Annotated in this window: 15 protein-coding genes; 7 read left to right on the forward strand and 8 right to left on the reverse strand. The window is 67.9% G+C overall.

Going from position 1 to position 20,972, the window contains the following annotated elements:
* Positions 1–56: 56 nt before the first annotated feature.
* The 5 genes from gshA to leuS form a co-directional block, all read right to left on the reverse strand.
* Positions 57–1,373 (reverse strand): glutamate--cysteine ligase, encoded by a 1,317-nt coding sequence (gene gshA / locus ACGLHS_RS26060; RefSeq protein WP_394484505.1) that lies wholly within the window; start codon positions 1,371–1,373, stop codon positions 57–59.
* 92 nt (positions 1,374–1,465) lie between these two features.
* Positions 1,466–2,758, reverse strand: coding sequence for a glutamate-5-semialdehyde dehydrogenase (locus ACGLHS_RS26065; RefSeq protein WP_093246292.1), 1,293 nt, complete (start codon positions 2,756–2,758; stop codon positions 1,466–1,468).
* 73 nt (positions 2,759–2,831) lie between these two features.
* A complete protein-coding gene (gene holA, locus ACGLHS_RS26070; protein WP_394484508.1) occupies positions 2,832–3,908 on the reverse strand; it encodes a DNA polymerase III subunit delta in 1,077 nt (358 codons plus the stop codon).
* Positions 3,909–3,928: 20 nt separating this feature from the next.
* Complete coding sequence (gene lptE, locus ACGLHS_RS26075) at positions 3,929–4,450, reverse strand: LPS assembly lipoprotein LptE (protein WP_394484510.1); 522 nt, start codon at positions 4,448–4,450, stop codon at positions 3,929–3,931.
* An 11-nt stretch (positions 4,451–4,461) separates the two neighbouring features.
* Positions 4,462–7,092, reverse strand: a complete 2,631-nt coding sequence (gene leuS, locus ACGLHS_RS26080; protein ID WP_093246295.1) for a leucine--tRNA ligase — start codon at positions 7,090–7,092, stop codon at positions 4,462–4,464.
* 159 nt (positions 7,093–7,251) lie between these two features.
* On the opposite strand from leuS, the gene ACGLHS_RS26085 reads away from it, so the two are divergent.
* Positions 7,252–8,226, forward strand: coding sequence for a Bug family tripartite tricarboxylate transporter substrate binding protein (locus ACGLHS_RS26085; protein WP_394484512.1), 975 nt, complete (start codon positions 7,252–7,254; stop codon positions 8,224–8,226).
* Entirely contained in the window at positions 8,219–9,298 is a 1,080-nt protein-coding gene (locus ACGLHS_RS26090; protein WP_394484514.1) for an NAD/NADP octopine/nopaline dehydrogenase family protein, read from the forward strand. The genes ACGLHS_RS26085 and ACGLHS_RS26090 overlap by 8 nt, the downstream gene beginning before the upstream one ends.
* 4 nt (positions 9,299–9,302) lie before the next feature.
* Here the strand turns inward: ACGLHS_RS26090 and ACGLHS_RS26095 are convergent, their stop codons facing one another.
* The 3 genes from ACGLHS_RS26095 to ACGLHS_RS26105 are packed head-to-tail and all read right to left on the reverse strand — an operon-like array spanning position 9,303 to position 11,925.
* The gene (locus ACGLHS_RS26095; protein WP_394484516.1) at positions 9,303–9,899 is read right to left on the reverse strand and encodes a peroxidase-related enzyme; all 597 of its coding nucleotides are present in this window, start codon (positions 9,897–9,899) and stop codon (positions 9,303–9,305) included.
* Complete coding sequence (locus ACGLHS_RS26100) at positions 9,896–10,423, reverse strand: CMD domain-containing protein (protein ID WP_394484518.1); 528 nt, start codon at positions 10,421–10,423, stop codon at positions 9,896–9,898. The genes ACGLHS_RS26095 and ACGLHS_RS26100 overlap by 4 nt, the downstream gene beginning before the upstream one ends.
* Positions 10,420–11,925 carry an NAD(P)-binding domain-containing protein gene (locus ACGLHS_RS26105; protein ID WP_394484520.1) on the reverse strand — a complete coding sequence of 502 codons (1,506 nt, stop codon included), beginning with the start codon at positions 11,923–11,925 and terminating at the stop codon, positions 10,420–10,422. Before ACGLHS_RS26105 ends, ACGLHS_RS26100 begins: the two co-directional genes overlap by 4 nt.
* Before the next feature lie 126 nt (positions 11,926–12,051).
* On the opposite strand from ACGLHS_RS26105, the gene ACGLHS_RS26110 reads away from it, so the two are divergent.
* The 5 genes from ACGLHS_RS26110 to glgA all read left to right on the forward strand — a co-directional run bounded on the left by ACGLHS_RS26110 (position 12,052) and on the right by glgA (position 20,906).
* The gene (locus ACGLHS_RS26110; RefSeq protein ID WP_394484522.1) at positions 12,052–13,719 is read left to right on the forward strand and encodes an alpha-glucosidase; all 1,668 of its coding nucleotides are present in this window, start codon (positions 12,052–12,054) and stop codon (positions 13,717–13,719) included.
* Between the two features lie 5 nt (positions 13,720–13,724).
* Entirely contained in the window at positions 13,725–15,899 is a 2,175-nt protein-coding gene (gene glgB, locus ACGLHS_RS26115) for a 1,4-alpha-glucan branching protein GlgB (RefSeq protein ID WP_394484524.1), read from the forward strand.
* Positions 15,900–15,938: 39 nt separating this feature from the next.
* Positions 15,939–18,041: a glycogen debranching protein GlgX gene (glgX, locus tag ACGLHS_RS26120; RefSeq protein WP_394484526.1), complete on the forward strand. Its 2,103-nt coding sequence runs from the start codon at positions 15,939–15,941 to the stop codon at positions 18,039–18,041.
* Positions 18,042–18,120: 79 nt separating this feature from the next.
* Complete coding sequence (glgC, locus tag ACGLHS_RS26125) at positions 18,121–19,419, forward strand: glucose-1-phosphate adenylyltransferase (RefSeq protein WP_093246304.1); 1,299 nt, start codon at positions 18,121–18,123, stop codon at positions 19,417–19,419.
* Between the two features lie 17 nt (positions 19,420–19,436).
* On the forward strand, positions 19,437–20,906 hold the full coding sequence (gene glgA, locus ACGLHS_RS26130) for a glycogen synthase GlgA (RefSeq protein WP_394484528.1): 1,470 nt from the start codon (positions 19,437–19,439) through the stop codon (positions 20,904–20,906).
* Positions 20,907–20,972: the final 66 nt, after the last annotated feature.

Consider the following 20,972-nt stretch of genomic DNA (forward strand, 5'->3'; position numbering starts at 1 on the left):
TGATGTGGGGCCGCTATTTTGCCGTTGCGCGCCGCTGCCGCAACCCGCCCCTTCAATCATTCGTAGATTTCGGCGTCCGGATCGGTTGCTTCCATCTCGTAGCTGGCCGCCACCATGGCCAGCCGGCCGACCACGCCATACATGTAGAAGCGGTTCGGCGCGCTCGCGCCCGGCTTGGCGCCGGGCTGCGGCAAGTGCGCACTTTCGGAAAAGGCCAGCGGCACGAAGCTCGCGCCCGGCAGCTTGAGGTTTTCGTCGGCCGCCTGCTCGGCGTGCACCCGGTAGAAGCCGCCCACCACGTAGCGGTCCATCATGTAGACGACCGGCTCGGCCACGCCGTTGTGCACGCGCTCGTTGGTCAGCACGCCTTCCTGGACGATCAGCTCGGTGGGTTCGCGCAGGTCCCTGCCGGCGCTGGTCTTGGCGGCCGAAGACGTGCTGGTGCGCGACTTGCCGATCAGCGTCTCGACATCCTTGGCGTCGCGCACGGTGATCACGCCCGGGCTGCCGCTGCCGCTGTGGCCGCCCTTGACGACCACGAACGGCTTCTCGTTGATGCCGTATTCCTTGTACTTGCGGCGCACCTTGGTCAGCACCGCGTCGACATGGCTGGTCAGCACGTCGATGCCGCGGCCCTCGGCCACGTCGACGCCTTCGGCGCGCGCATAGATCGGGTTGATGAGCCAGGGGTCGATGCCCAGCAGCTTGCCGAAGCGCTTGGACAGCTCTTCGTAGCTGTGCAGGTGGTTGCTCTTGCGGCGCACCGACCAGCCTGCATGCAGCGGCGGCAGCAGATACTGCTCATGCAGGTCTTCGAGGATGCCCGGTGTTCCTGCAGAAAGCTCGTTGTTGAGAAGAATTGTGCAGGGATCGAAGTTCTTGAGCCCCAGGCGGCGCTTGCTGCGCACCACCGGCTCCAGCGTCACGGTGTCACCGTTCGGCAACTCGATCTTCTTGGGCGACTTGATCGCCGGATCGATCGAGCCGATGCGCACGTTGAGCCCCGCCATATGGAAGATGCGCACCAGTTGTGCGACGTTGGCGAGATAAAAGGTGTTTTTCGAGTGGTTTTCCGGAATGACGAGCAGGTTGCGCGCTTCCGGACAGATCTTCTCGATGGCTGCCTGCGCAGCCTGCACCGCCAGCGGCAGCATTTCCTTGGTGAGGTTGTTCCAGCCACCGGGAAACAGGTTGGTGTCCACGGGCGCCAGCTTGAAGCCCGCATTGCGGATGTCGACAGCGCTGTAGAACGGCGGCGTGTGCTCCATCCATTCGAGCCGGAACCAGCGCTCGATGGCGGGCATCGAGTCGAGTACCCGCTGCTCCAGTTCGTTGATCGGGCCGGTCAGGGCAGTGACGAGATGCGGAACCATGCGGCGGCCTTGTTGGTTTTGTGCTTAAAGGTGGAGCGGAATTGTAGGATTTGGGGATGTCCGCCCCGATGACAAGACCGAAGGGGCGTGCATCAGGTCCGCACTTCGCCTTGACCGAGCACCACGTACTTCAGCGAGGTCAGCCCCTCGATGCCGACTGGCCCGCGCGCGTGGAACTTGTCGGTGCTGATGCCGATTTCGGCACCCAGGCCAAACTCGAAACCATCCGCGAAGCGGGTGCTCGCATTGACCATGACGCTGGCCGAATCGACCTCGCGCAAGAAGCGCTGTGCGTGCACGTGGTCGCGCGTGACGATGGCGTCGGTGTGGTGGCTCGAATAGCGGTTGATGTGCGCGATGGCCTCGTCGACACCGGCCACGACCTTGATGCTGATCACCGCGGCCAGGTATTCCTCGGACCAGTCGGATTCGACCGCATCGACGATCTTTGCCTGGGCACCGACCGCACCATCGGCCCGCAGGATGCGGGCGGCCACGGGGTCGCAGCGCATTTCCACGCCCTTGGCCGCGAAGATGGCGGCGATTTCAGGCAGGAAGTCTTCTGCCACCGTGGCCGACACCAGCAGGCCTTCGGCCGCGTTGCAGGGGCTGTATTTCTGGGTCTTGGCGTTGTCGACGATGCGCAGCGCCATGTCGAACTCGGCCGTGTCGTCCACGTACACGTGGCAGTTGCCATCCAGGTGCTTGATGACCGGCACCTTGGCGTCGCGGCTGATGCGCTCGATCAGGCCCTTGCCGCCGCGCGGAATGATCACGTCGACGAACTCGGGCATGGCGATCAGCTGGCCCACGGCCTCGCGGTCGGTGGTCTGCACCAGTTGCACGGCCTCGACCGGCAGGCCGGCTTCGGCCAGCGCCTCGGACACCAGCAGCGCCAGCGCCTTGTTCGATTCGATGGCTTCGGAGCCGCCACGCAGGATGGCCGCATTGCCGCTCTTGATCGCCAGGCTCGCGGCCTCGATGGTCACGTTGGGACGGCTCTCGTAGATCATGCCGAAGACGCCGATCGGCACGCGCATCTGGCCCACGCGGATACCGCTGGGTTGCTGCTTCATGCCGATGATTTCACCGATCACGTCGGCCATGCCGGCGAGTTGCTCGCAGCCGAGGGCGACGGTCTCGATGACCTTGGGCGTGAGCTTGAGGCGGTCGACCATCGGGGCCGAGAGGCCGGCGGCCGTGGCGCGCTCCAGGTCCTTCTGGTTGGCTGTCACCAGCACCGGACCGGCTTCGCGCAGGCGGCGGGCCAGCGCCTTCAATGCTATGTTTTTGGTAGCTGCATCCGCACGGGCCATGAGGAATGCTGCGGCTTTTGCTTGCAAACCCAGGGTTTGCATGTGCTCGCTGACGTTAAACGCGTTCATGTCGGCATTTTCCCACGCCGACCTGTGGCCCGGCTTACAGAGGTTTTTTGACGCCTGAAGCCATCACGCGGACTCAGGCGCGACGCGGAGCGGCGGTCGCGCTGCTGCTGCAGGCGCGGCACAGCATCAGCGCCAACCGTTGCAGGGCCTGCCAGCCGCTGGCCGGCCAGTCGGGCTGCTTCAGGCCCTTCACGATGCCGTCCACCACGTGGGCCGAACGCAACAGCCGGGTCAGCATGCGATCGTCCAGGCGCGGCAGCACCCGCTCGAAGGCGCGCTCGCGCGGGCCCCAGATGCGGTTTTCGCGCAACGCCATCGGCAGCGGCCGGCCGGAAGCCATCGCGTCTTTCACGCGCTTGAGGGCGCGGATGTCCTCGGCCAGCGTGTAGTGCACCAGCACCTCGGCCTCGCCCTCGGCCTGCAGGCCGTCGAGCATGCGCGCCACGCGCTGCGGGTTGCCGGCCAGCACGGCTTCGGAGAGCTTGAAGACGTCGTAGCGCGCCACGTTGTTGACTGCGCCTTCGACCTGCTCCCAGCTCAGTTCGCCGGCCGGATGCAGCAGCGCGAGCTTCTGTATTTCCTGGTGCGCGGCCAGCAGGTTGCCTTCGACCCGGTCGGCAAAGAACTGCAGCGTGCGTTGGCCTTCGTCGCCGGGCATCACGCGCTGGCCCTGCAGCCCGAGGCGCTGCGCGATCCATTGCGGCAGCGCGGCGCGTTCGATGGGGTCGACCTGGATGCTCACGCCGTTGTTCTCGAGTGCCGAGAACCAGGCGCCGGTGCGCGTGGCCTTGTCCAGGCGCGGCAGCATCACCAGCGTGAGCGTGCTGTCGTTGCCGGGCGCCCCCTCGGCCAGTTGCTGCAGGGCGGTGCTGCCGTCCTTGCCGGGCTTGCCCGATGGAATGCGGATCTCGACGATCTGCTTGTCGGCGAACAGCGAGAGCGAGCCGCCGGCCGCGAGCACCGCGCTCCAGTCGAAATGCGCGCCGGCCACGGTGTACGAGCTGCGCTCGGAGTAGCCCTGCGTGCGCGCGGCGGCGCGAATGGCATCGGCCGCTTCCTGCGCGAGCAGGGGTTCGTCGCCGTGGATCGTGTAGAGCGGCTTCAGGCCCTTCTGCAGGTGGGCACCGAGTTGGGCACTGGCAAGTTGCATGGAATCGCGACGGCCCTGGCCTACAGCGTTTTCACGGCCGCCAGGCGGCGCATCACCTGCTGCGCGATGTCGGACTGCATGTCGCGGAACAGCAGCTCGGCTTCGCCTTCCTTGGCCAGCGCATTGGTTTCGTTGTAGCTCAGGTCGCGCGTCTGCGAGACCTCGGAGACCGGCAGCAGGTCCTTGCCGCCCGGCGTGTGCAGCCGGAAGCGAACGCGCAGGCGCAGTTGCAGCTCGCGCAACTGGCCCTGCGAGTTGGTCGAGATGATCAGGCGGTCGCGGTCTTCACCGACGATTTCGAGCACCGCATCGGCCGTCTTCGACTCTTCCGACGGCACCAGCGTCACGGTGCCGGTGGCCCGGATCTCGCGCCGCAGCTGGTTGATCATCGCGGTGTTGCCCGATATCGACAGCGTCTTGAACGCGAAGACCGGTGCCTTGCGCAGCTCGAAACCGCAACCGGCCAGCCCCAGCGAAGCGCTCGCCGCCGTGAGTCCGAGAAGAAAGCCGCGGCGCGGCAGCGAGACATTGCGTGTGTTCATGCTTGAGTCGTTCAAAGGACCACGTTGACCAGGCGGCCGGGAACCACGATCACGCGCTTGGGCTGCGCGCCTTCGGCGAAGTTGACGAAGTCGTCGCAGGCGATCGCCAGCTTCTCGATCTCGTCCTTGGAGGCGCCGGCGGGCACGAGCAGCTTGCCGCGCAGCTTGCCGTTGACCTGCAGCATCAGCTCGATCTCGTCCTGCACCAGCGCGCTGACGTCGACCGTCGGCCAGGCCGCGTCGAGCAGGCCGCCCAGGTCCTTGTCGTAGCCGAGCTCGTTCCAGAGTTGCTGGGCAATGTGCGGTGTGGCCGGGTACAGGCAGCGCAGCAGGATGCCGAAGCCTTCGCGCACCGCGGCCGCATCGCCAGCGCTGCCGTCGGGCTTGAAGCCTTCGAGCGCGTTGAGCAGCTTCATCGCGCCCGACACCACCGTGTTGTATTGCATGCGCTGGTAGTCGTAGTCGACCTGGCGCAGCACCGTGTGCACCTCGCGGCGCAGCGCCTGGGCGGATTTGCCGAAGGTCTGGCCGCTGGCCGCCACGGGCTGCACGTCCGCCTGCGCGGCGCCGAAATTCCAGACCCGGCGCAGGAAGCGATAGCTGCCTTCGACGGCCGCGTCGTTCCATTCGAGCGTGGCTTCGGGCGGCGCGGTGAACATCGTGTACAGGCGCGCGGTGTCGGCGCCGTACTTCTCGATCAGGTCTTGCGGGTCGACGCCGTTGCGCTCGCTCTTGCCCATCTTGCCGACGCCGCCGTACTCGACCTGCGTGCCGTCGGCCGTGGTACCGCCGGTGATGCGGCCCTGCGCATCGAGCACCGGCGTGACTTCGGACGGCGGGAAGTAGTCCTTTCCGCCCTTCTCGTTGCGCTTGTAGAAGATCTGGTTGAGCACCATGCCCTGCGTCAGCAGCTTGGCGAAGGGCTCGTCGGCCTTCACGAGGCCGATGTCGCGCATCACCTTGATCCAGAAGCGCGCATAGAGCAAATGCAGGATGGCATGCTCGATGCCGCCGATGTACTGGTCCATCGGCATCCAGTAGTTGGCGCCCTCGGCCACCATGGCGTCGTCGTTCTTCGGATCGCAATAGCGCATGAAGTACCACGACGAATCCACGAAGGTGTCCATGGTGTCGGTCTCACGCCGCGCGGGCTTGCCGCAGACGGGGCAGACCACGCCGGCGTGGAAGCCTTCGTGCTTGTTCAGCGGATTGCCGGAACCGTCGGGCACGCAGTCGGTGGGCAGCACCACGGGCAGGTCCTTCTCGGGCACCGGCACCGCGCCGTGTTCATCGCAATGGATGATCGGGATCGGCGTGCCCCAGTAGCGCTGGCGACTCACGCCCCAGTCGCGCAGGCGCCAGGTGGTCTGCAGCTCGCCCAGGCCCTTCTGGCCCAGTGCATGCGCCACGGCGGCCACGGCCTCCTTGTAGCCCATGCCGCTGAAGTTGTCGGAGTTGATGGTCACGCCGCGCTGCTTGTCGCCGTACCAGTCCTGCCACTTGTGATAGTCGAAGTGCGGCTCGTCGTCGACCAGCACGACCTGGATGATCTCGATGCCGTACTTGTTGGCGAAGGCGAAGTCGCGCTCGTCGTGCGCGGGCACGCCCATCACGGCGCCATCGCCGTAGCCGATCAGCACGTAGTTGCCGACCCACACCGGCACCTGCTCCTCGGTGATCGGGTGCTTGACGGTCAGGCCCGTGGGCACGCCCTTCTTTTCCTGCGTGGCGAGCTCGGCCTCGGTGGTGCCGCCGTTCTTGCATTCCTCGATGAAGGCCGCGACCTTGGGGTCGCGCGTGGCGGCGTGCGCAGCCAGCGGATGCTCGGGGGCCACGGCGCAGAAGGTCACGCCCATGATGGTGTCGGCGCGCGTGGTGAACACGTACATGCGGCCGTCCTGGATCAGCTTGCCGCTGGCGTCCTTGATGTCATGAGTGAAGGCGAAGCGCAGGCCTTCGCTCTTGCCGATCCAGTTTTCCTGCATCAGCTTGACGCGCTCGGGCCAACCCGGCAGCTTGTGCTGCGTGAACTCGAGCAGCTCTTCGGCGTAGTCGCTGATCTTCAGGTAGTAGCCAGGAATTTCGCGGCGCTCGACCGTGGCGCCGGTGCGCCAGCCCTTGCCGTCGATCACCTGCTCATTGGCCAGCACGGTCTGGTCGACCGGGTCCCAGTTGACGACCTGGGTCTTGCGGTAGGCAATGCCCTTTTCGAGCATCTTCAGGAACAGCCACTGGTTCCACTTGTAGTAGCTCGGATCGCAGGTGGCGATCTCGCGGCTCCAGTCGATGGCCAGGCCCATGGCCTGGAGCTGGCCCTTCATGTAGGCGATGTTCTCGTAGGTCCACTTGGCCGGGGGCACGCCGTTCTTGAGCGCCGCGTTCTCGGCCGGCAGGCCGAAGGCGTCCCAGCCCATGGGCATCAGGACGTTGTAGCCGCTCATGCGCAGGTAGCGCGTGAGCATGTCGTTGATCGTGTAGTTGCGCACATGGCCCATGTGCAGCTTGCCGCTGGGGTACGGCAGCATCGAGCAGGCGTAGTACTTCTTGCGGCTCGCGTCTTCGGTGACGCGGTAGGCATCGGCGGCGCTCCATTGCGCCTGGGCAGCGGACTCGACGTCGCTGGGTTTGTAGCTGGGGTTCATGTCGGCTCGGCAAGGCCCGGCGCGGGGTGGCCGGGGAAGGCGGATTATCGCGCCCGGGCGAAGCCCCGGGCCGCCGACTCTAGACTCGGGGCACGTAACCTGCATGTTGCGCGGGTAACCGCCTGCCCCTGGGCAGGTTTTCGCACCGCCTGGAACGCCATGAAACTGCGCCTGAAACACCTCGCCCTGGGCCTTGCGGCCGCCGCCGGCCTCGCCGCCACGCCCCTATGGGCCCAGCACAACGACAAGCCCCTGCGCATCGTCGTGCCCTTCGCCTCCGGCGGCGCACAGGACGTGATCGCCCGTTACCTGGGCGCCAAGCTCACCGACAAGCTGGGTGCGCCCGTGATCATCGACAACAAGGCCGGCGCCGGCGGCATCGTGGCCGCCGACGCGGTGGCCAAGGCGACCGACGGGGCCACCGTGCTGCTTGCCACGGGTGGCGCCATCACCATCGCGCCCCATCTGCAGGCCAAGCTACCCTATGACCCGGTGCACGACCTCGTGCCGGTGGCCCTGGTCGGCGACACGCCCATGACGGTGTCCGTGCGCACCGAAAGCCCCTACAAGACGCTGGCCGACGTGCTGCGCGACGCCAAGGCCAAGCCCGGCCAGGTGACCTACGCCTCGACCGGCAATGGCACCGTCTCGCACCTGACAGGCGCGCTGCTGGCCCAGGCGAGCGGCGTGAACCTGCTGCACGTGCCTTACCGCGGCGCCGCGCCGGCGCTGACCGACCTGCTCGGCGGGCAGGTGGCGCTGATCGTCACCAGCGTGGCGTCGATCGAGCCGATGGTGGTCAGCGGCAAGGCGCGCGTGCTCGGCACCTTCTCCCGCGTGGCGCTGCCCAGCATGGGCACGGCCCCGACGGTCGGCGAAGCGACCGGCCTGCCGGGCATGGAAGTGCCGGTCTGGGTCGGCGTGATGGCGCCTGCGCGCATGCCGGCCGCGAGTGTCGAGAAACTCTCGGCCGCGCTGGTCGAGGTGTGCAACCTGCCTGAAACGAAGCAGCGCTTTGCGCAGTTGGGCGCGGTCAATACCTGCGGCAATGCGGCGGCGCTGGGCAAGGTGATCACCGAGGACAGCCAACGCTGGGCCAAGGTCATCAAGCAAGGCAGCATCAAAGTTGACTGAGATCACGAAGAAGGTTCACCGGGTCGGCATCGCTGGCACCGGCGCCATCGCGCTCGCCAGTGCGGCCTGGCTGCGCCACGCGGGCCACGCCGTCACACTCTGGTCGCCGGGGGGCCAGGGCGCCGAGGCCCTGCGCACGCAGGCGCTGGAAGCCAGCGGTGTCCAGCCCTGCAGCGTGACGGTCGAGGTGGCCGACGACCCGGCGCAGCTGTGCCTCGCGTCCGACGTGCTGCTGCTCGCCCTGCCCGTCAACGGCCACCGGCACGTGATGGATGCGCTGCTGCCCTTCATTCGCGACGGCCAGACGGTCATCGTCAGCTCGATGGCGTCGCTTTCATCGCTCTATCTTTACGAAAGCGCCCGGCACGCCGGCAAGCGGCTGACCGTCGCCAGTTTCGGCACGACCGTGCTCACCGCGCGCCGCGCATCCGGCACGCAGGTCAAGGTGATGACGCGACGCAAGGCCGTCGGGGTGTCCGCCCTGCCGGCCGCGCACGTCGCGCAGGCGGTGGCGCTGTGTACCGCGCTGTTCGGCGACGGTTTCTTCGCGCAGGAGAGCACGTTGGCCAGCGCCCTGGCCAACGTCAACCCGCAATCGCATGGCCCGCTCGCGGTCTTCAACTGGACGCGCATCGAGCGCGCCGAGAACTGGCCGCAGTACCACTGCATGACGCCAGGCGTGTCCCGCGCGATCGAGGCGCTCGACCTGGAGCGGCGTGCCGTGGCGCGGGCCTTCGGCATCGAACTCGGCCCCATCGAGGAGCACTTCGCGCGCTCCTTCGGCACCGCATCCGCGCGGCTCGAAGACATCGCGGCCGAGCTGCACGCCAAGCGCGGCGGCCCGCCCGGCCCGGTCGATACCGATACCCGCTACGTGACCGAAGACATGCCTTACGGCCTCGCGTTCATCGAAGCGCTGGGCGCCATCGCCGGCGTGCCGACGCCCGCCACGCGCACCATCGTCGACGCCGCCTCGCTGGTCAACGGCATCGACTTCCGGCGCGAGAACGACCTGCTGGCGCCGCTGGGCCTGGCGAACGAAACCGTCGCCGGGCTGCTCGGCCGCCTGTAGCGACCTACGCCGCGGCGTTCGCCGGGAAGACCGGCTCGCCGAGGTTGAGCATCAGCCGGTTGGCCCAGGCGAACAGCGCCACCGAGTGGATCAGGTCGAGAATTTCCAGCTCGTTCAGCCCGACCTCTTTCAGTGCGCGGATATCTTCGGCCGACACCTGGTCCGGCGCGGTGCCCAGCCGGGCCGAGAACGCGACGATGGCCTTCTCGCGCGGCGTGGTGCCGGCGGAGGCCGGCGCTTCGAACACCTGCGAAATCACATCGTTGCGCTTGGCCAGTTGCTCGAAGCGCTGCGCATGCACCGAAGCGCAATACACGCAGCCGTTGACGCGCGACTCCACCGTGGCGCCCAGCTCGCGCTCGGCGCGCGGCATGCCGCCCGGCGCGAACATGATCGCGTTGAAGGCGATGGAGCGCTGCAGCAATATCTCTGGCTGGTGCGCGAGCACCAGGAAGTACGGCGAGGTGCGCGCCTGCGGGCTCATCTCGTCCAACGCCGCGAGTTGGGCCGCGCTGGCGGTACCGACATTCACCATGTCGAGCCACGGCTTCCAGCTCAACACCTCGGTGGTGAAGCCCTTGATGCGGATCGGGAGCGTCATGCCGACACCTCCGCGGCGGCCAGCGCCTTCAGCCCGGCAACGACGCGGACCTGGTAGGAGAGAAAAGCGATCAGCTGGCTCAGCGCCACGAGGGCTGGCGTCGACAGGCCATGCGCCGCCAGCGCGTCGATGGCCGCGCGGTCGCCTTCGATCGGCCGCTCGATCAGCTTGCCCGTGAAGAGCAGCACTGCGCGCAATCGCGCATCGGCGAGCGAAGCGATCTCGCCACGCTCCACCGCGTTGGCCACGGCGGCATCCGCGCCTTCGGCATCAAGTTCCTCGCGGTAGTGCGCGGCAAGATTCGCCGCCTTCGAGACGCGGCAGGCATGCAGCGCGACCAGCAGGCGCTCGGTGCGCGAGAGGCCTTCGACCTTGTGCGAGAACATGGCGTCATAGCTGCTTTGCGTGGCAGACACGACCTTCTCGCGCTGCTGTCGCAATGCCCAGGTCGGTTGGTTCGCGGAAAGGGGAACGACGTGGTCGACCACGTCGATGGCCGGCAACTGCACGGCAGGGTTCGTCATGCGGGGTCCTTGAAGGAAGAAGGCAGAGAAGAAGTTGAAGAGGCTTGCGCGGCACCCCGCTCGCCGGGCGGCAGCGCCGGCACCCACTCGTCGCCGAACAGTTCCGGCTCGCTGTAGGCCTCGAGGTTGGCGAAGTGATGGTCGAAGTCTTCGCGGTAGAACAGGCTGGCGATGCCACTGGCGAGCCGCTTGGCGCCTTCGCTGATGGCGGGAATATCGCCCGACACCGTGCCGTGCGACAGCGCCGCCGGATAGCAGAAGCAATGGATGCGGCCCAGCCCCGGGCACGCGCCCGCCACGCGCTGCTGGAATTCGAAGACCGGCCCGAGGTCGGGCGAATCGGCCAGCTCCTGGTCTTCGTCGCCGGGGGTGGGCACAAAGCGGTCCTTCCAGGTCCGCACATGGGAGGCGATGCCATCGAACTCGGGGCGATGGGCCCAGTCGACCTTGAAGCCGGTCGAGACGATCAAAAAGTCGAACACGAAGTCGCCCTTGGGCGTCGACACGCGCATGGCCTCGCCCTCGGGCGCGATCGACAAGATCGGGCAGCCGAAGTTGAAGAAGGCGTTCGGATGCCCCGACACCCGCAGCGTGCTGCCGTGCGGCGGCGGCACGTTCGCCACGTTGATGTAGTGGCGGATGCGCCACTTCAGTTCATCGGGCAAGTCGTAGTGGCCCTGCGTGAGCCCCGGCACGCCGGCACCTTTGCCCTTGTTGACGCGCGGCAGGTCGGGCCGGCGGATCAGCAGCTCGACGCTGTGCGCGCCGGCTTCCAGCGCGGTGCCCGCGCTGTCCATGGCCGAGGAGCCCGCACCGACCACGCCCACGCGCAGGCCGCGCAGCTGGCCGTAGTCCATCTCGTCCGATGAATGCGCCCACTTCGAACGCGGCAGTGCATTCACGAAAGCCGGAATGGCTGGTCCGCCAAGACCGTCGCGGCCGGTGGCGAGCACGACACGGCGTGCCAGCACACTGCGTGGACCTTCCGGCGTGCTCAGGTCGAGGCGAACGGCCGTCGCGTCTGGCAAGGGGTGAATGCCGGTGACGGCGGTGTCGTTGCGCACGTCTACGCCCATCACGCGGCGATACCAGACCAGGTAGTCCATCCACTGAAGGCGCGGGATCTTGTCCATGGCCGTCCAGGCTTCGAGGCCGAACTGGGCCTCGAACCACGCGCGGAAGGTCAGCGCGGGCAGGCCCAGCGCCGGACCGGTCAGCTCCTTGGGCGAGCGCAGCGTCTCCATGCGCGCCGTGGTCGCCCACGGGCCTTCGTTGCCGGCGGGCGAACGGTCGAACACCACGGCACGAATGCCTTGCTGCGCCAGCGCCACCGATGCAGCCAGGCCGGCCTGCCCGCCGCCGATGATCGCCACGTCGAGCACCGTCTCGCCTTCCACCTGCCGGGCGGGCATCCATTGGCGGCCGGGAAAGCCGAGGTATTCGAGGTCCTGGGCGAGCCGCGCTTCGAGCGCGGCGAGGGAAGAAGCGGAATCTGATGTCATTTTGAAAAGCGGAAACGGCGCCCAGTGTAGAAAGCTTCGCGGGCCGCCAGGCCGCATGCGCCTGCAAGCCCGTACCACTGGCCCGAATCTCGCATGCCACAATGAATTCCGACCACAGGGGCAGGCATGAGCATGAGCAGCAGCAACGGCGAATGGTGGCGTGGCGCGGTGATCTACCAGATCTATCCACGCAGCTTCATGGACAGCAACGGCGACGGCATCGGCGACCTGCCCGGTATCACCGCCCGGCTCGACCATGTGGCCAGCCTCGGGGTCGATGCGGTCTGGGTCTCGCCCTTCTTCCGCTCCCCCATGAAGGACTTCGGCTACGACGTGGCCGACTACCGCGCGGTCGACCCGATGTTCGGCACGCTGGCCGACTTCGACGCGATGCTGGCGCGTATGCATGCACTGGGCCTCAAGCTCGTCATCGACCAGGTGCTGTCGCACACCTCCGACCAGCATGCGTGGTTCGTCGAAAGCCGCGCGAGCCGCGACAACCCCAAGGCCGACTGGTACGTGTGGGCCGACCCCAGGCCCGACGGCACGCCGCCCAACAACTGGCTGTCGGTGTTCGGCGGCTCGGCCTGGCAATGGGACTCGCGCCGGCGGCAGTACTACCTGCACAGCTTTCTCACCGAGCAGCCCGACCTCAACTTCCATTGCCCCGCCGTGCAGGACGCCTTGCTTGGAGAGGTGCGCTTCTGGTGCGAGCGCGGCGTGGACGGCTTTCGCTTCGACGCCTGCAACCACCAGTTCCACGACGCGCTGCTGCGCGACAACCCGCCGGCCTCGGTCGAATCGCAGGGCGAGGTGAGCACGGTGCGCGTCGACAACCCCTATGCAATGCAGCAGCACCTGCATGACAAGAGCCAGCCCGAGAACCTGTTGTTTCTCGAACGCCTGCGCCGCTTGCTCGACGGCTACGGCGCAGTGGCGCTGGGCGAGGTCGGCGACGAGAACGCGCCGCCCGTCATGGCGCAGTACACGGCGCGCGACAAACGCCTGCACCTGGCCTACAGCTTCAGCCTGCTGACGGCCGATCACAGCGCCAGGCACCTGCGCCATCAGGTCGAGGCGCTCGACCATGCCCTGGCGGCCACCGACGGCTGGGGCTGCTGGGCGCTGTCGAACCACGACGTGCCGCGCGTCGCCACGCGATGGAGCGACGGCGGCCCACCCGACACGCGGCGCGACCGCCTCTGGCTCGCACTGCTGCTGATGCTGCGCGGCAGCGCCAGCATCTACCAGGGCGAAGAACTGGGCCTGCCCGAAGCCGAAGTGCCCTTCGAGTTGCTGCAAGACCCGTACGGCCGCGCCTTCTGGCCCGAGTTCAAGGGCCGCGACGGTTGCCGCACGCCCATGCCCTGGACGGCGGAAGCGCCCCACGGCGGCTTCACCACCGGCACGCCCTGGCTGCCGGTGTACGGCCCGCACCTGCCGCTGGCGGTCGAGCAACAGGCCGGCGATGCGGCCTCGATGCTGGCCTTCAGCCGCGCGCTGCTGCACTGGCGCCGCACGCAGCCGCTGCTGCGCACGGGGCGCATCGTGTTCCTCGACGCGTCCGAACAGGTGCTGCGGTTCGAGCGGCGCGACGGCAACCGGTCGATGCAGGCGCTCTTCAATCTGAAGAGCGCGCCGGTGTCGATGCCGCTGCCCGATGGACTCGCGCCCCTGGCCGGCCATCCGCTGGCATCGACCGCCACCGTGCAGACGCAGGGCGAAAGGCGCATGCTGGTGCTGGCGCCCTACGGCGTCTTCCTCGGTGAACCTGCCGGCGAAGGACAAGTCTGACCACCATGCCCCCGAAGCTGCTGCTGCCCGAATCCGAAGTCCGCGCGCTGATGCGCGCCGAGCATGGCGATCCCTTCGCCGTGCTGGGCCCTCACGAAACGCGCGAAGGCCTGGTGGTGCGCGCGCTGATGCCCGGCGCGCAAAGCGTGGCGGTGATGCATTCGCGCACCGGCTGGCCGCTGGCAATGCTCACCCGGCAAGAAGGTTCCGACGTGTTCGGCGGACTGGTGCCGGCCGCTGAAGCCCGGCTGGGCTATTCGTTCCAGGTCGACTGGGGCACGCACAGCTCGCGGCTGCAGGACCCGTACCGCTTTGCGTTCGTGCTCGGCGACACCGACGTGTGGCTGCTCGCCGAAGGCACGCACCTGCGACCCTGGGAGCGGCTGGGCGCGCACCTGCGCGAGATGGACGGCGTCAAGGGCGTGGCCTTCGCGGTCTGGGCGCCCAACGCGCGGCGGGTGTCGGTGGTGGGCGACTTCAACAACTGGGACGGCCGGCGCCACATGATGCGGCTGCGCCGCGAGTGCGGCGTGTGGGAGATCTTTGCGCCGCATGTGGCCACCGGCGATGCCTACGAGTTCGAGATTCTTTCGGCGCACGGCGAGGTGCTGCGCAAGGCCGACCCCTTCGCGTTTTCGTCGCAGCTGCGTCCCGGCACCGCGTGCGTGGTCGCGCCCCTGCCGGCGCCGGTGGCCATGCCCGAAGAGCGCGCGCAGGCCAACGAACGCCATGCGCCGATCAGCATCTACGAAGTGCACCTGGGCTCATGGCGCCGCAAGAACGGCCACGAGTGGCTCGACTACCGCGAGCTGGCCGACACGCTGGTGCCGTACGCACGCGACATGGGCTTCACGCACATCGAGCTGCTGCCGGTCAGCGAGCACCCCTTCGACGGGTCGTGGGGCTACCAGCCGATCGGCCTGTATGCGCCGACCTCGCGCTTCGGCACACCGGGCGACTTCCGCCATTTCGTCGAAGCCGCGCATGGCGCGGGACTGGGCGTGATCCTCGACTGGGTGCCCGCGCACTTTCCCACCGACGCGCATGGCCTGGGCCGCTTCGACGGCACGGCGCTGTACGAGTACGCCGATCCGCGCGAGGGCTTTCACAACGACTGGCAGACGCTGATCTTCAACTACGCGCGCACGGAGGTGCGCAACTACCTGGTCGGCAATGCGCTGTACTGGCTGGAGCGCTATGGCGTCGATGGGCTGCGGGTCGATGCGGTGGCCTCGATGCTGTACCGCGACTACAGCCGCAAGTCGGGCGAGTGGATACCGAATTCGAGCGGCGGGCGCGAGAACCTGGAAGCCATCGACTTCCTGCGCCGCATGAACCGCGTGGTGGGCATGGAGCGGCCAGGCGCGGTGACGCTGGCCGAAGAGTCGACGAGCTTCCCCGGCGTGACGCGGCCGCCCGAAGATGGCGGGCTGGGCTTTCACTACAAATGGAACATGGGCTGGATGAACGACACGCTGGCGTATGCAGGCACCGACCCGGTGTATCGCAAGCACCATCACCAGCAGATCACGTTCGGCCTGATGTACGCGCACAGCGAGAACTTCGTGCTGCCGCTGTCGCACGACGAGGTGGTGCACGGCAAGGGCTCGATGATCGGGCGGATGCCGGGCGACGAGTGGCAGAAGTTCGCGGGGCTGCGCAACCTCTACGGCTATCTCTGGGCGTATCCGGGAAAGAAGCTGCTGTTCATGGGCGGCGAGTTCGCGCAGTACGCGGAGTGGGATGCCGACCGCAGCCTCGACTGGCATCTGCTGGAGCACGCGCCGCATCAAGGCGTTCGGCGGCTGGTGCGCGACCTGAACAACGTGTACCGCTACTTTCCCGCGCTGCACGAGCTGGACAACGAGGCCGCGGGGTTCGAGTGGATCGTGCATGACGATGCGGACCAGTCGGTGTTCGCCTTTGTCCGGCGTGCACGCGATGGTTCGTTCGTGATCGCGGTGTGCAACTTCACGCCTTTGCCCCGGCATTCGTACCGGCTGGGGGTTCCTGTGGCGGGGGCCTATCGCGAGATCATCAATACGGATGGCGACGTGTATGGCGGAAGCGGCGTCGGCAACGGGATCGTCGAGAGCGCGGCCGTGCCCTGGCATGGGAAGGCGGACTCGATCTCGGTGAGCGTGCCGCCGCTGGGGACCGTAATGTGGGTGCTCGTTTGATATGGGCGCGCGGGTGTCCTGTTCCTTCGCGTTTGGATCATGCTGAGTAGCGGCTCGCCCTTTCCTCTTGGTGCGTCGCTGTCCCCGGGCGGCGTCAACTTCGCGCTGGTTGCGCCCAATGCGGAGGCTGTCGAGCTCTGCCTCTTCGATGGCTCGGGGCAGAACGAACAACAACGCCTTCGGCTGCCGGCGTGCACCGATGGGGTCTGGCATGGGCTGCTGCCCAGCGGGCGGGCCGGGCTGGTCTACGGGTATCGCGTGCATGGCCCGTGGGCGCCGCATGAAGGGCAACGCTTCAATCCGGCGAAGCTGCTGCTCGATCCGTATGCGCGGGAGATCGTGGGGCGCTACGACGGAAGCGCGCTGTTCCTGGGGCATGACCCCGTCCGGCCGGACCAGCGGGATGCGCGGGACAACGGCGCCATTGCGCTCAAGGGACGCGTGACGGCGGCCACAAGCACGACGACGACGCCGCCAGGCCATGCGCGCATCGCAGCCGGCGAGCGCGTGCTCTGCGAGCTGCACGTTCGCGGCCAGACGCGGCTGCATCCGGGCGTGCCGGCCGCGCTGCGCGGCACCTATGCCGGGCTGACCGAGCCTGCGGTGCTCGACCACCTGCAGCGCCTTGGCGTCACCACGCTGAGCCTCATGCCGGTGCAGCATCGTGCCGACGAGCAACGGCTGCTGGCGATGGGCCTCGCCAACTACTGGGGCTACAACACCATCGGCTGGTTCGTGCCGGAAGCGCGCTACTGGAGCGGCCGCGCCGGCACCACGCCCGCGAGCGAGTTCCGCGCGATGGCCGATGCGGTGCATGCGCGCGGCATGGAGCTGGTGATCGACGTGGTCTACAACCACAGCGCCGAGAGCGACGAGCTCGGCCCCACGCTCTCGCTGCGCGGTATCGACAACGCGCTGTACTACCACCTGCGCGAAGACGACCACGCGCTCTACGAGAACTGGGCCGGCACCGGCAACTGCCTGAACCTGGGCGAGCCCCGCGTGCTGCAACTGGTGATGGACAGCCTGCGCTTCTGGGCCTGCGAGATGGGCGTCGATGGCTTTCGCTTCGACCTTGCGCCGGTGCTGGGCCGCAACGCGGCCACGGGCTTCGATCCGCGTGCGCCGTTCTTCGCGGCGATCGCGCAGGACCCGGTGCTGTCGCGCACGCTGCTGATCGCGGAGCCGTGGGACATCGGCCCCGGCGGCTATCGCCTCGGCGAATTTCCGCCGGGCTGGCTCGAATGGAACGACCGCTACCGCGACACGCAGCGCGGCTTCTGGCTGCGGCAGGGGCGCGGCGACGCGGCGGGCCTCGGCGACTTCGCGCACCGCTTCACGGCTTCGAGCGCGCAGTTCGCGCACCATGGCCGCGCACCGACCGCCAGCGTCAACTTCATCACCGCGCACGACGGCTTCACCTTGCGCGATCTCGTGAGTTTCGAAGAACGCCACAACCTTGCCAACGGCGAGAACAACCGCGACGGCCACGCCCACAACCTGAGCAACAACTGCGGCGTCGAAGGCGCGAGCGACGACCCAACGGTGCTGGCGCTGCGCCTTCGCCTGCGGCGCGCGCTGCTGGCGACACTGATGCTTTCGCAAGGCACGCCGATGCTGCTGGCAGGCGACGAACTGGGCCACAGCCAGCAAGGCAACAACAACGCCTATTGCCAGGACAACGAGACCACCTGGCTGGCGTGGATCGGCACGTCCGACCCGGCCAGCGACGCGGCGCAGATGAGCGCCTTCGTGGCCCGGCTCGCGGCCCTGCGCCGCGAAGCGCCCGCCTTGCGCAGCACGCATTGGTGGCCGGCCGAGCCGCCGCAGGGAACCACACCAGGCATCCGCTGGCTTCGCCCCGATGGTGCGCCGATGACGCCGGACGACTGGCGGCTGGGCACGGCCCTTGCAATCCTGTTCGGGCATGCGGCAACGAACGGCAACGACGAGAACAACACACAGGGCGCGTGGCTGGTGATGCTGAACGCCGGTGCGCAGACGGTGTCGTTCCAGTTGCCCGAAGGCGCCTGGCACGCCTGCCTCGCCACCGACCCGCAGCGCGATGCGGGCGGTACGCCACAGGCGCTCGACGGTGCGGCACAAGTGCCTTTTTCGAGCCTGCTGATTGCAAGAACGTAGAAGCCAGCCGCACGCCGCGGTGCTAGTCTCGATGCAGAAACTCTGACGACGGATTCCAACGAACGAACGGAGACACAGGATGGACAAGCAGCTCACCACGCAGGAACCCCTGCAAGCTCATCAACTGGTCCGCCGCACCATCGCCCTGGTGCTGGCCGGTGGCCGAGGCTCCCGCCTCAAGCAGCTGACCGACCGGCGCGCCAAGCCGGCCGTGTACTTCGGCGGCAAGTTCCGCATCATCGATTTCGCGCTCTCGAACTGCCTGAACTCCGGCATCCGGCGCATGGCGGTGGTCACGCAGTACAAGTCGCATTCGCTCATGCGCCACCTGCAGCGCGGCTGGAGCTTCCTGCGGGCCGAGCTCAACGAAATGGTCGACGTGCTGCCCGCGCAGCAGCGCGTGGGCGACGAGCACTGGTACCGCGGCACGGCCGACGCGGTGTTCCAGAACCTGGACATCATCCAGACGCGCTCCACCCGGCACGACTACGTGGTGGTGCTGGCCGGCGACCACATCTACAAGATGGACTACTCGATCATGGTCAAGGACCATGCCGAGCGCGGCCTGGGCTGCACGGTCGGCTGCATCGAAGTGCCGCGCATGGAAGCCACGGCCTTCGGCGTGATGGCGATCGACGACGGACGGCAGATCACGGCCTTTCTCGAAAAGCCGGCCGACCCGCCCGCCATGCCCGGCCACCCCGACCTGGCGCTGGCGAGCATGGGCATCTACGTGTTCGACTCCGAATACCTCTACCAGCTGCTCGAGGAAGACAGCGTCAACCCCGATTCGAGCCACGACTTCGGCAAGGACATCATTCCGCGCGCCGTGGCACAGGGGCGTGCGCTGGCGCATCCCTTCACGATGTCGTGCGTCACGCGGGCCTCTCGCGGGCCGGGCGCCAAGGCCTACTGGCGGGACGTGGGCACGATTGATGCATTCTGGGCAGCCAACCTCGACCTGGCCTCGATCACCCCGGAGCTCGACATCTATGACACCGACTGGCCCATCTGGACCTACCAGCGGCAGCTGCCACCGGCCAAGTTCGTGCTCGACCGCGAGGGCAAGCACGGCATGACGGTCAACACCATCGTGTCGGGCGGCTGCATCGTCTCGGGCTCCAAGGTCAGCAGCTCGGTGCTGTTCTCGGGCGTGCGCATCCATTCCTTCTGCGAGATCAACGAGGCCGTGCTGCTGCCCGACGTGGAAGTCGGCCGCGGCGCGCGGCTCCACCGTGTGGTGATCGACCGCGCCTGCGTGATCCCCGACGAGATGGTGATCGGCGAAGACGCCGAGGCCGATGCCGCGCGCTTCGAGCGCACCGAAAACGGCGTGGTGCTGGTCACGCGCGAAATGTTGAAACGACTGGCTGCCTGAAGCCGCGACGACCCACGATGCGAATCCTCCAGGTCAGCGCCGAAATCTTTCCCCTCCTCAAGACCGGCGGCCTGGCGGACATCGCCGGCGCCCTGCCCATCGCGCTCATGGCCGCGGGGCAAGACGCACGGGTGCTGCTGCCGGGCTTTCCGGCCATCGTGGCCGGCGTGCGCGATCTGGTGCCGCTGGCCGAATTCACGGCGCCGTGGGGTGAACGCTTCGGCCTGCGCGCGGGGCACATCGCGATCGATGGCGCGCCCCCGATCCCGGCCTACGTGATCGACGCGCCGGCGCTCTACGACCGGCCCGGCAATCCCTACGAAGACACGACACGCCAGCCCTACAGCGACAACCACCGCCGCTTCGCCCTGCTCGGCTGGGCAGCGGCGCAGCTCGCACAGGGGCTCGACCCGCAGTGGCAGCCCGAGGTGGTGCACGCGCACGACTGGCATGCGGCGCTGGCCCCCGCGTACCTGGCCTTTGCGCGGCAGGCCGGCGGGCCCCGCGTGGGCAGCGTGTTCACCGTGCACAACCTGGCCTACCAGGGCGTGTTCGCACCCTGGCACTTCGCCGAGCTGGGCCTGCCGGCCTCCGCCTTCCACATGAACGGGCTCGAATATCACGGGCAGGTGTCGTTCATGAAGGGCGGCCTGTACTTCGCCGACCGGCTCACCACGGTGAGCCCGACCTACGCGCTGGAGATCCAGACGGCCGAACAGGGCTGCGGCCTCGACGGCCTGCTGCGCCAACGCAGCAGTGTGCTCAGCGGCATCCTCAACGCGGTCGACGACCAGGTCTGGAACCCGTCCACCGACGCCGCGCTGGTGCAGGGCTATCACACGCCCGAAGGCCGCCACATGGCCGGCAAGGCGCGCTGCAAGTCCGTGCTGCAGCACCAGCTTGGCCTGGCCGAGCGGCCGGATGCGCCGCTGTTCATCGTCGTGAGCCGGCTCACCGAACAGAAGGGCCTGCACCTGGTGCTTGGCGGCCTCGATGCGCTGCTGGCGCAGGGCGGCCAGTTGGCGCTGCTGGGCAGCGGCGAGGCCTGGCTCGAAGAAGCATTCCGCCAGCGCGCAGCCGCCGCGCCGCAATCGATCAGCGTCACCATCGGCTACAACGAGACGCTCGCGCACCAGCTCTTCGGCGCCGGCGACGTGACGCTCGTGCCATCGCTCTTCGAGCCCTGCGGCCTCACGCAGATGTACGGCCTGAAGTACGGCAGCCTGCCGCTGGTGCGCCGCCTGGGCGGACTGGCCGACACGGTGGTCGACAGCACGCTCGAAGACATGGCCAGCGGCGAGGCCACCGGTTTCGTGTTCGACCATTTCGACGATGCCGACTACGCACGCGCCCTGCGCCGCGCCTTCGCGCTCTACGACCGCGCGCCCGACTGGCGCCGCGTGCGCGGCAACGCCATGCGTCGGCCGGCCGACTGGGGCACGGCGGCGGCGCAGTACATCGACGTCTACCGGCGGAGCATGGAATGACCCCCGGCCTTCGCGCACTTCGCGTCGCTGCGCCAACCTCCCTGCAGGGGGCAATACCTGTGGCCC

Origin of the sequence: Variovorax sp. VaC1, from assembly GCF_043658315.1 — a bacterium.
GTDB lineage: Bacteria > Pseudomonadota > Gammaproteobacteria > Burkholderiales > Burkholderiaceae_C > Variovorax.

Coding starts and splice junctions, on each gene's coding strand:
- glgX (WP_394484526.1), top strand. CDS start 15,939: ATGCTGAGTAGCGGCTCGCCCTTTCCTCTTGGTGCGTCGCTGTCCCCG.
- ACGLHS_RS26065 (WP_093246292.1), bottom strand. CDS start 2,758: ATGAACGCGTTTAACGTCAGCGAGCACATGCAAACCCTGGGTTTGCAA.
- holA (WP_394484508.1), bottom strand. CDS start 3,908: ATGCAACTTGCCAGTGCCCAACTCGGTGCCCACCTGCAGAAGGGCCTG.
- ACGLHS_RS26100 (WP_394484518.1), bottom strand. CDS start 10,423: ATGACGAACCCTGCCGTGCAGTTGCCGGCCATCGACGTGGTCGACCAC.
- glgB (WP_394484524.1), top strand. CDS start 13,725: ATGCCCCCGAAGCTGCTGCTGCCCGAATCCGAAGTCCGCGCGCTGATG.
- lptE (WP_394484510.1), bottom strand. CDS start 4,450: ATGAACACACGCAATGTCTCGCTGCCGCGCCGCGGCTTTCTTCTCGGA.
- gshA (WP_394484505.1), bottom strand. CDS start 1,373: ATGGTTCCGCATCTCGTCACTGCCCTGACCGGCCCGATCAACGAACTG.
- ACGLHS_RS26105 (WP_394484520.1), bottom strand. CDS start 11,925: ATGACATCAGATTCCGCTTCTTCCCTCGCCGCGCTCGAAGCGCGGCTC.
- leuS (WP_093246295.1), bottom strand. CDS start 7,092: ATGAACCCCAGCTACAAACCCAGCGACGTCGAGTCCGCTGCCCAGGCG.
- ACGLHS_RS26085 (WP_394484512.1), top strand. CDS start 7,252: ATGAAACTGCGCCTGAAACACCTCGCCCTGGGCCTTGCGGCCGCCGCC.
- glgA (WP_394484528.1), top strand. CDS start 19,437: ATGCGAATCCTCCAGGTCAGCGCCGAAATCTTTCCCCTCCTCAAGACC.
- glgC (WP_093246304.1), top strand. CDS start 18,121: ATGGACAAGCAGCTCACCACGCAGGAACCCCTGCAAGCTCATCAACTG.
- ACGLHS_RS26110 (WP_394484522.1), top strand. CDS start 12,052: ATGAGCATGAGCAGCAGCAACGGCGAATGGTGGCGTGGCGCGGTGATC.
- ACGLHS_RS26095 (WP_394484516.1), bottom strand. CDS start 9,899: ATGACGCTCCCGATCCGCATCAAGGGCTTCACCACCGAGGTGTTGAGC.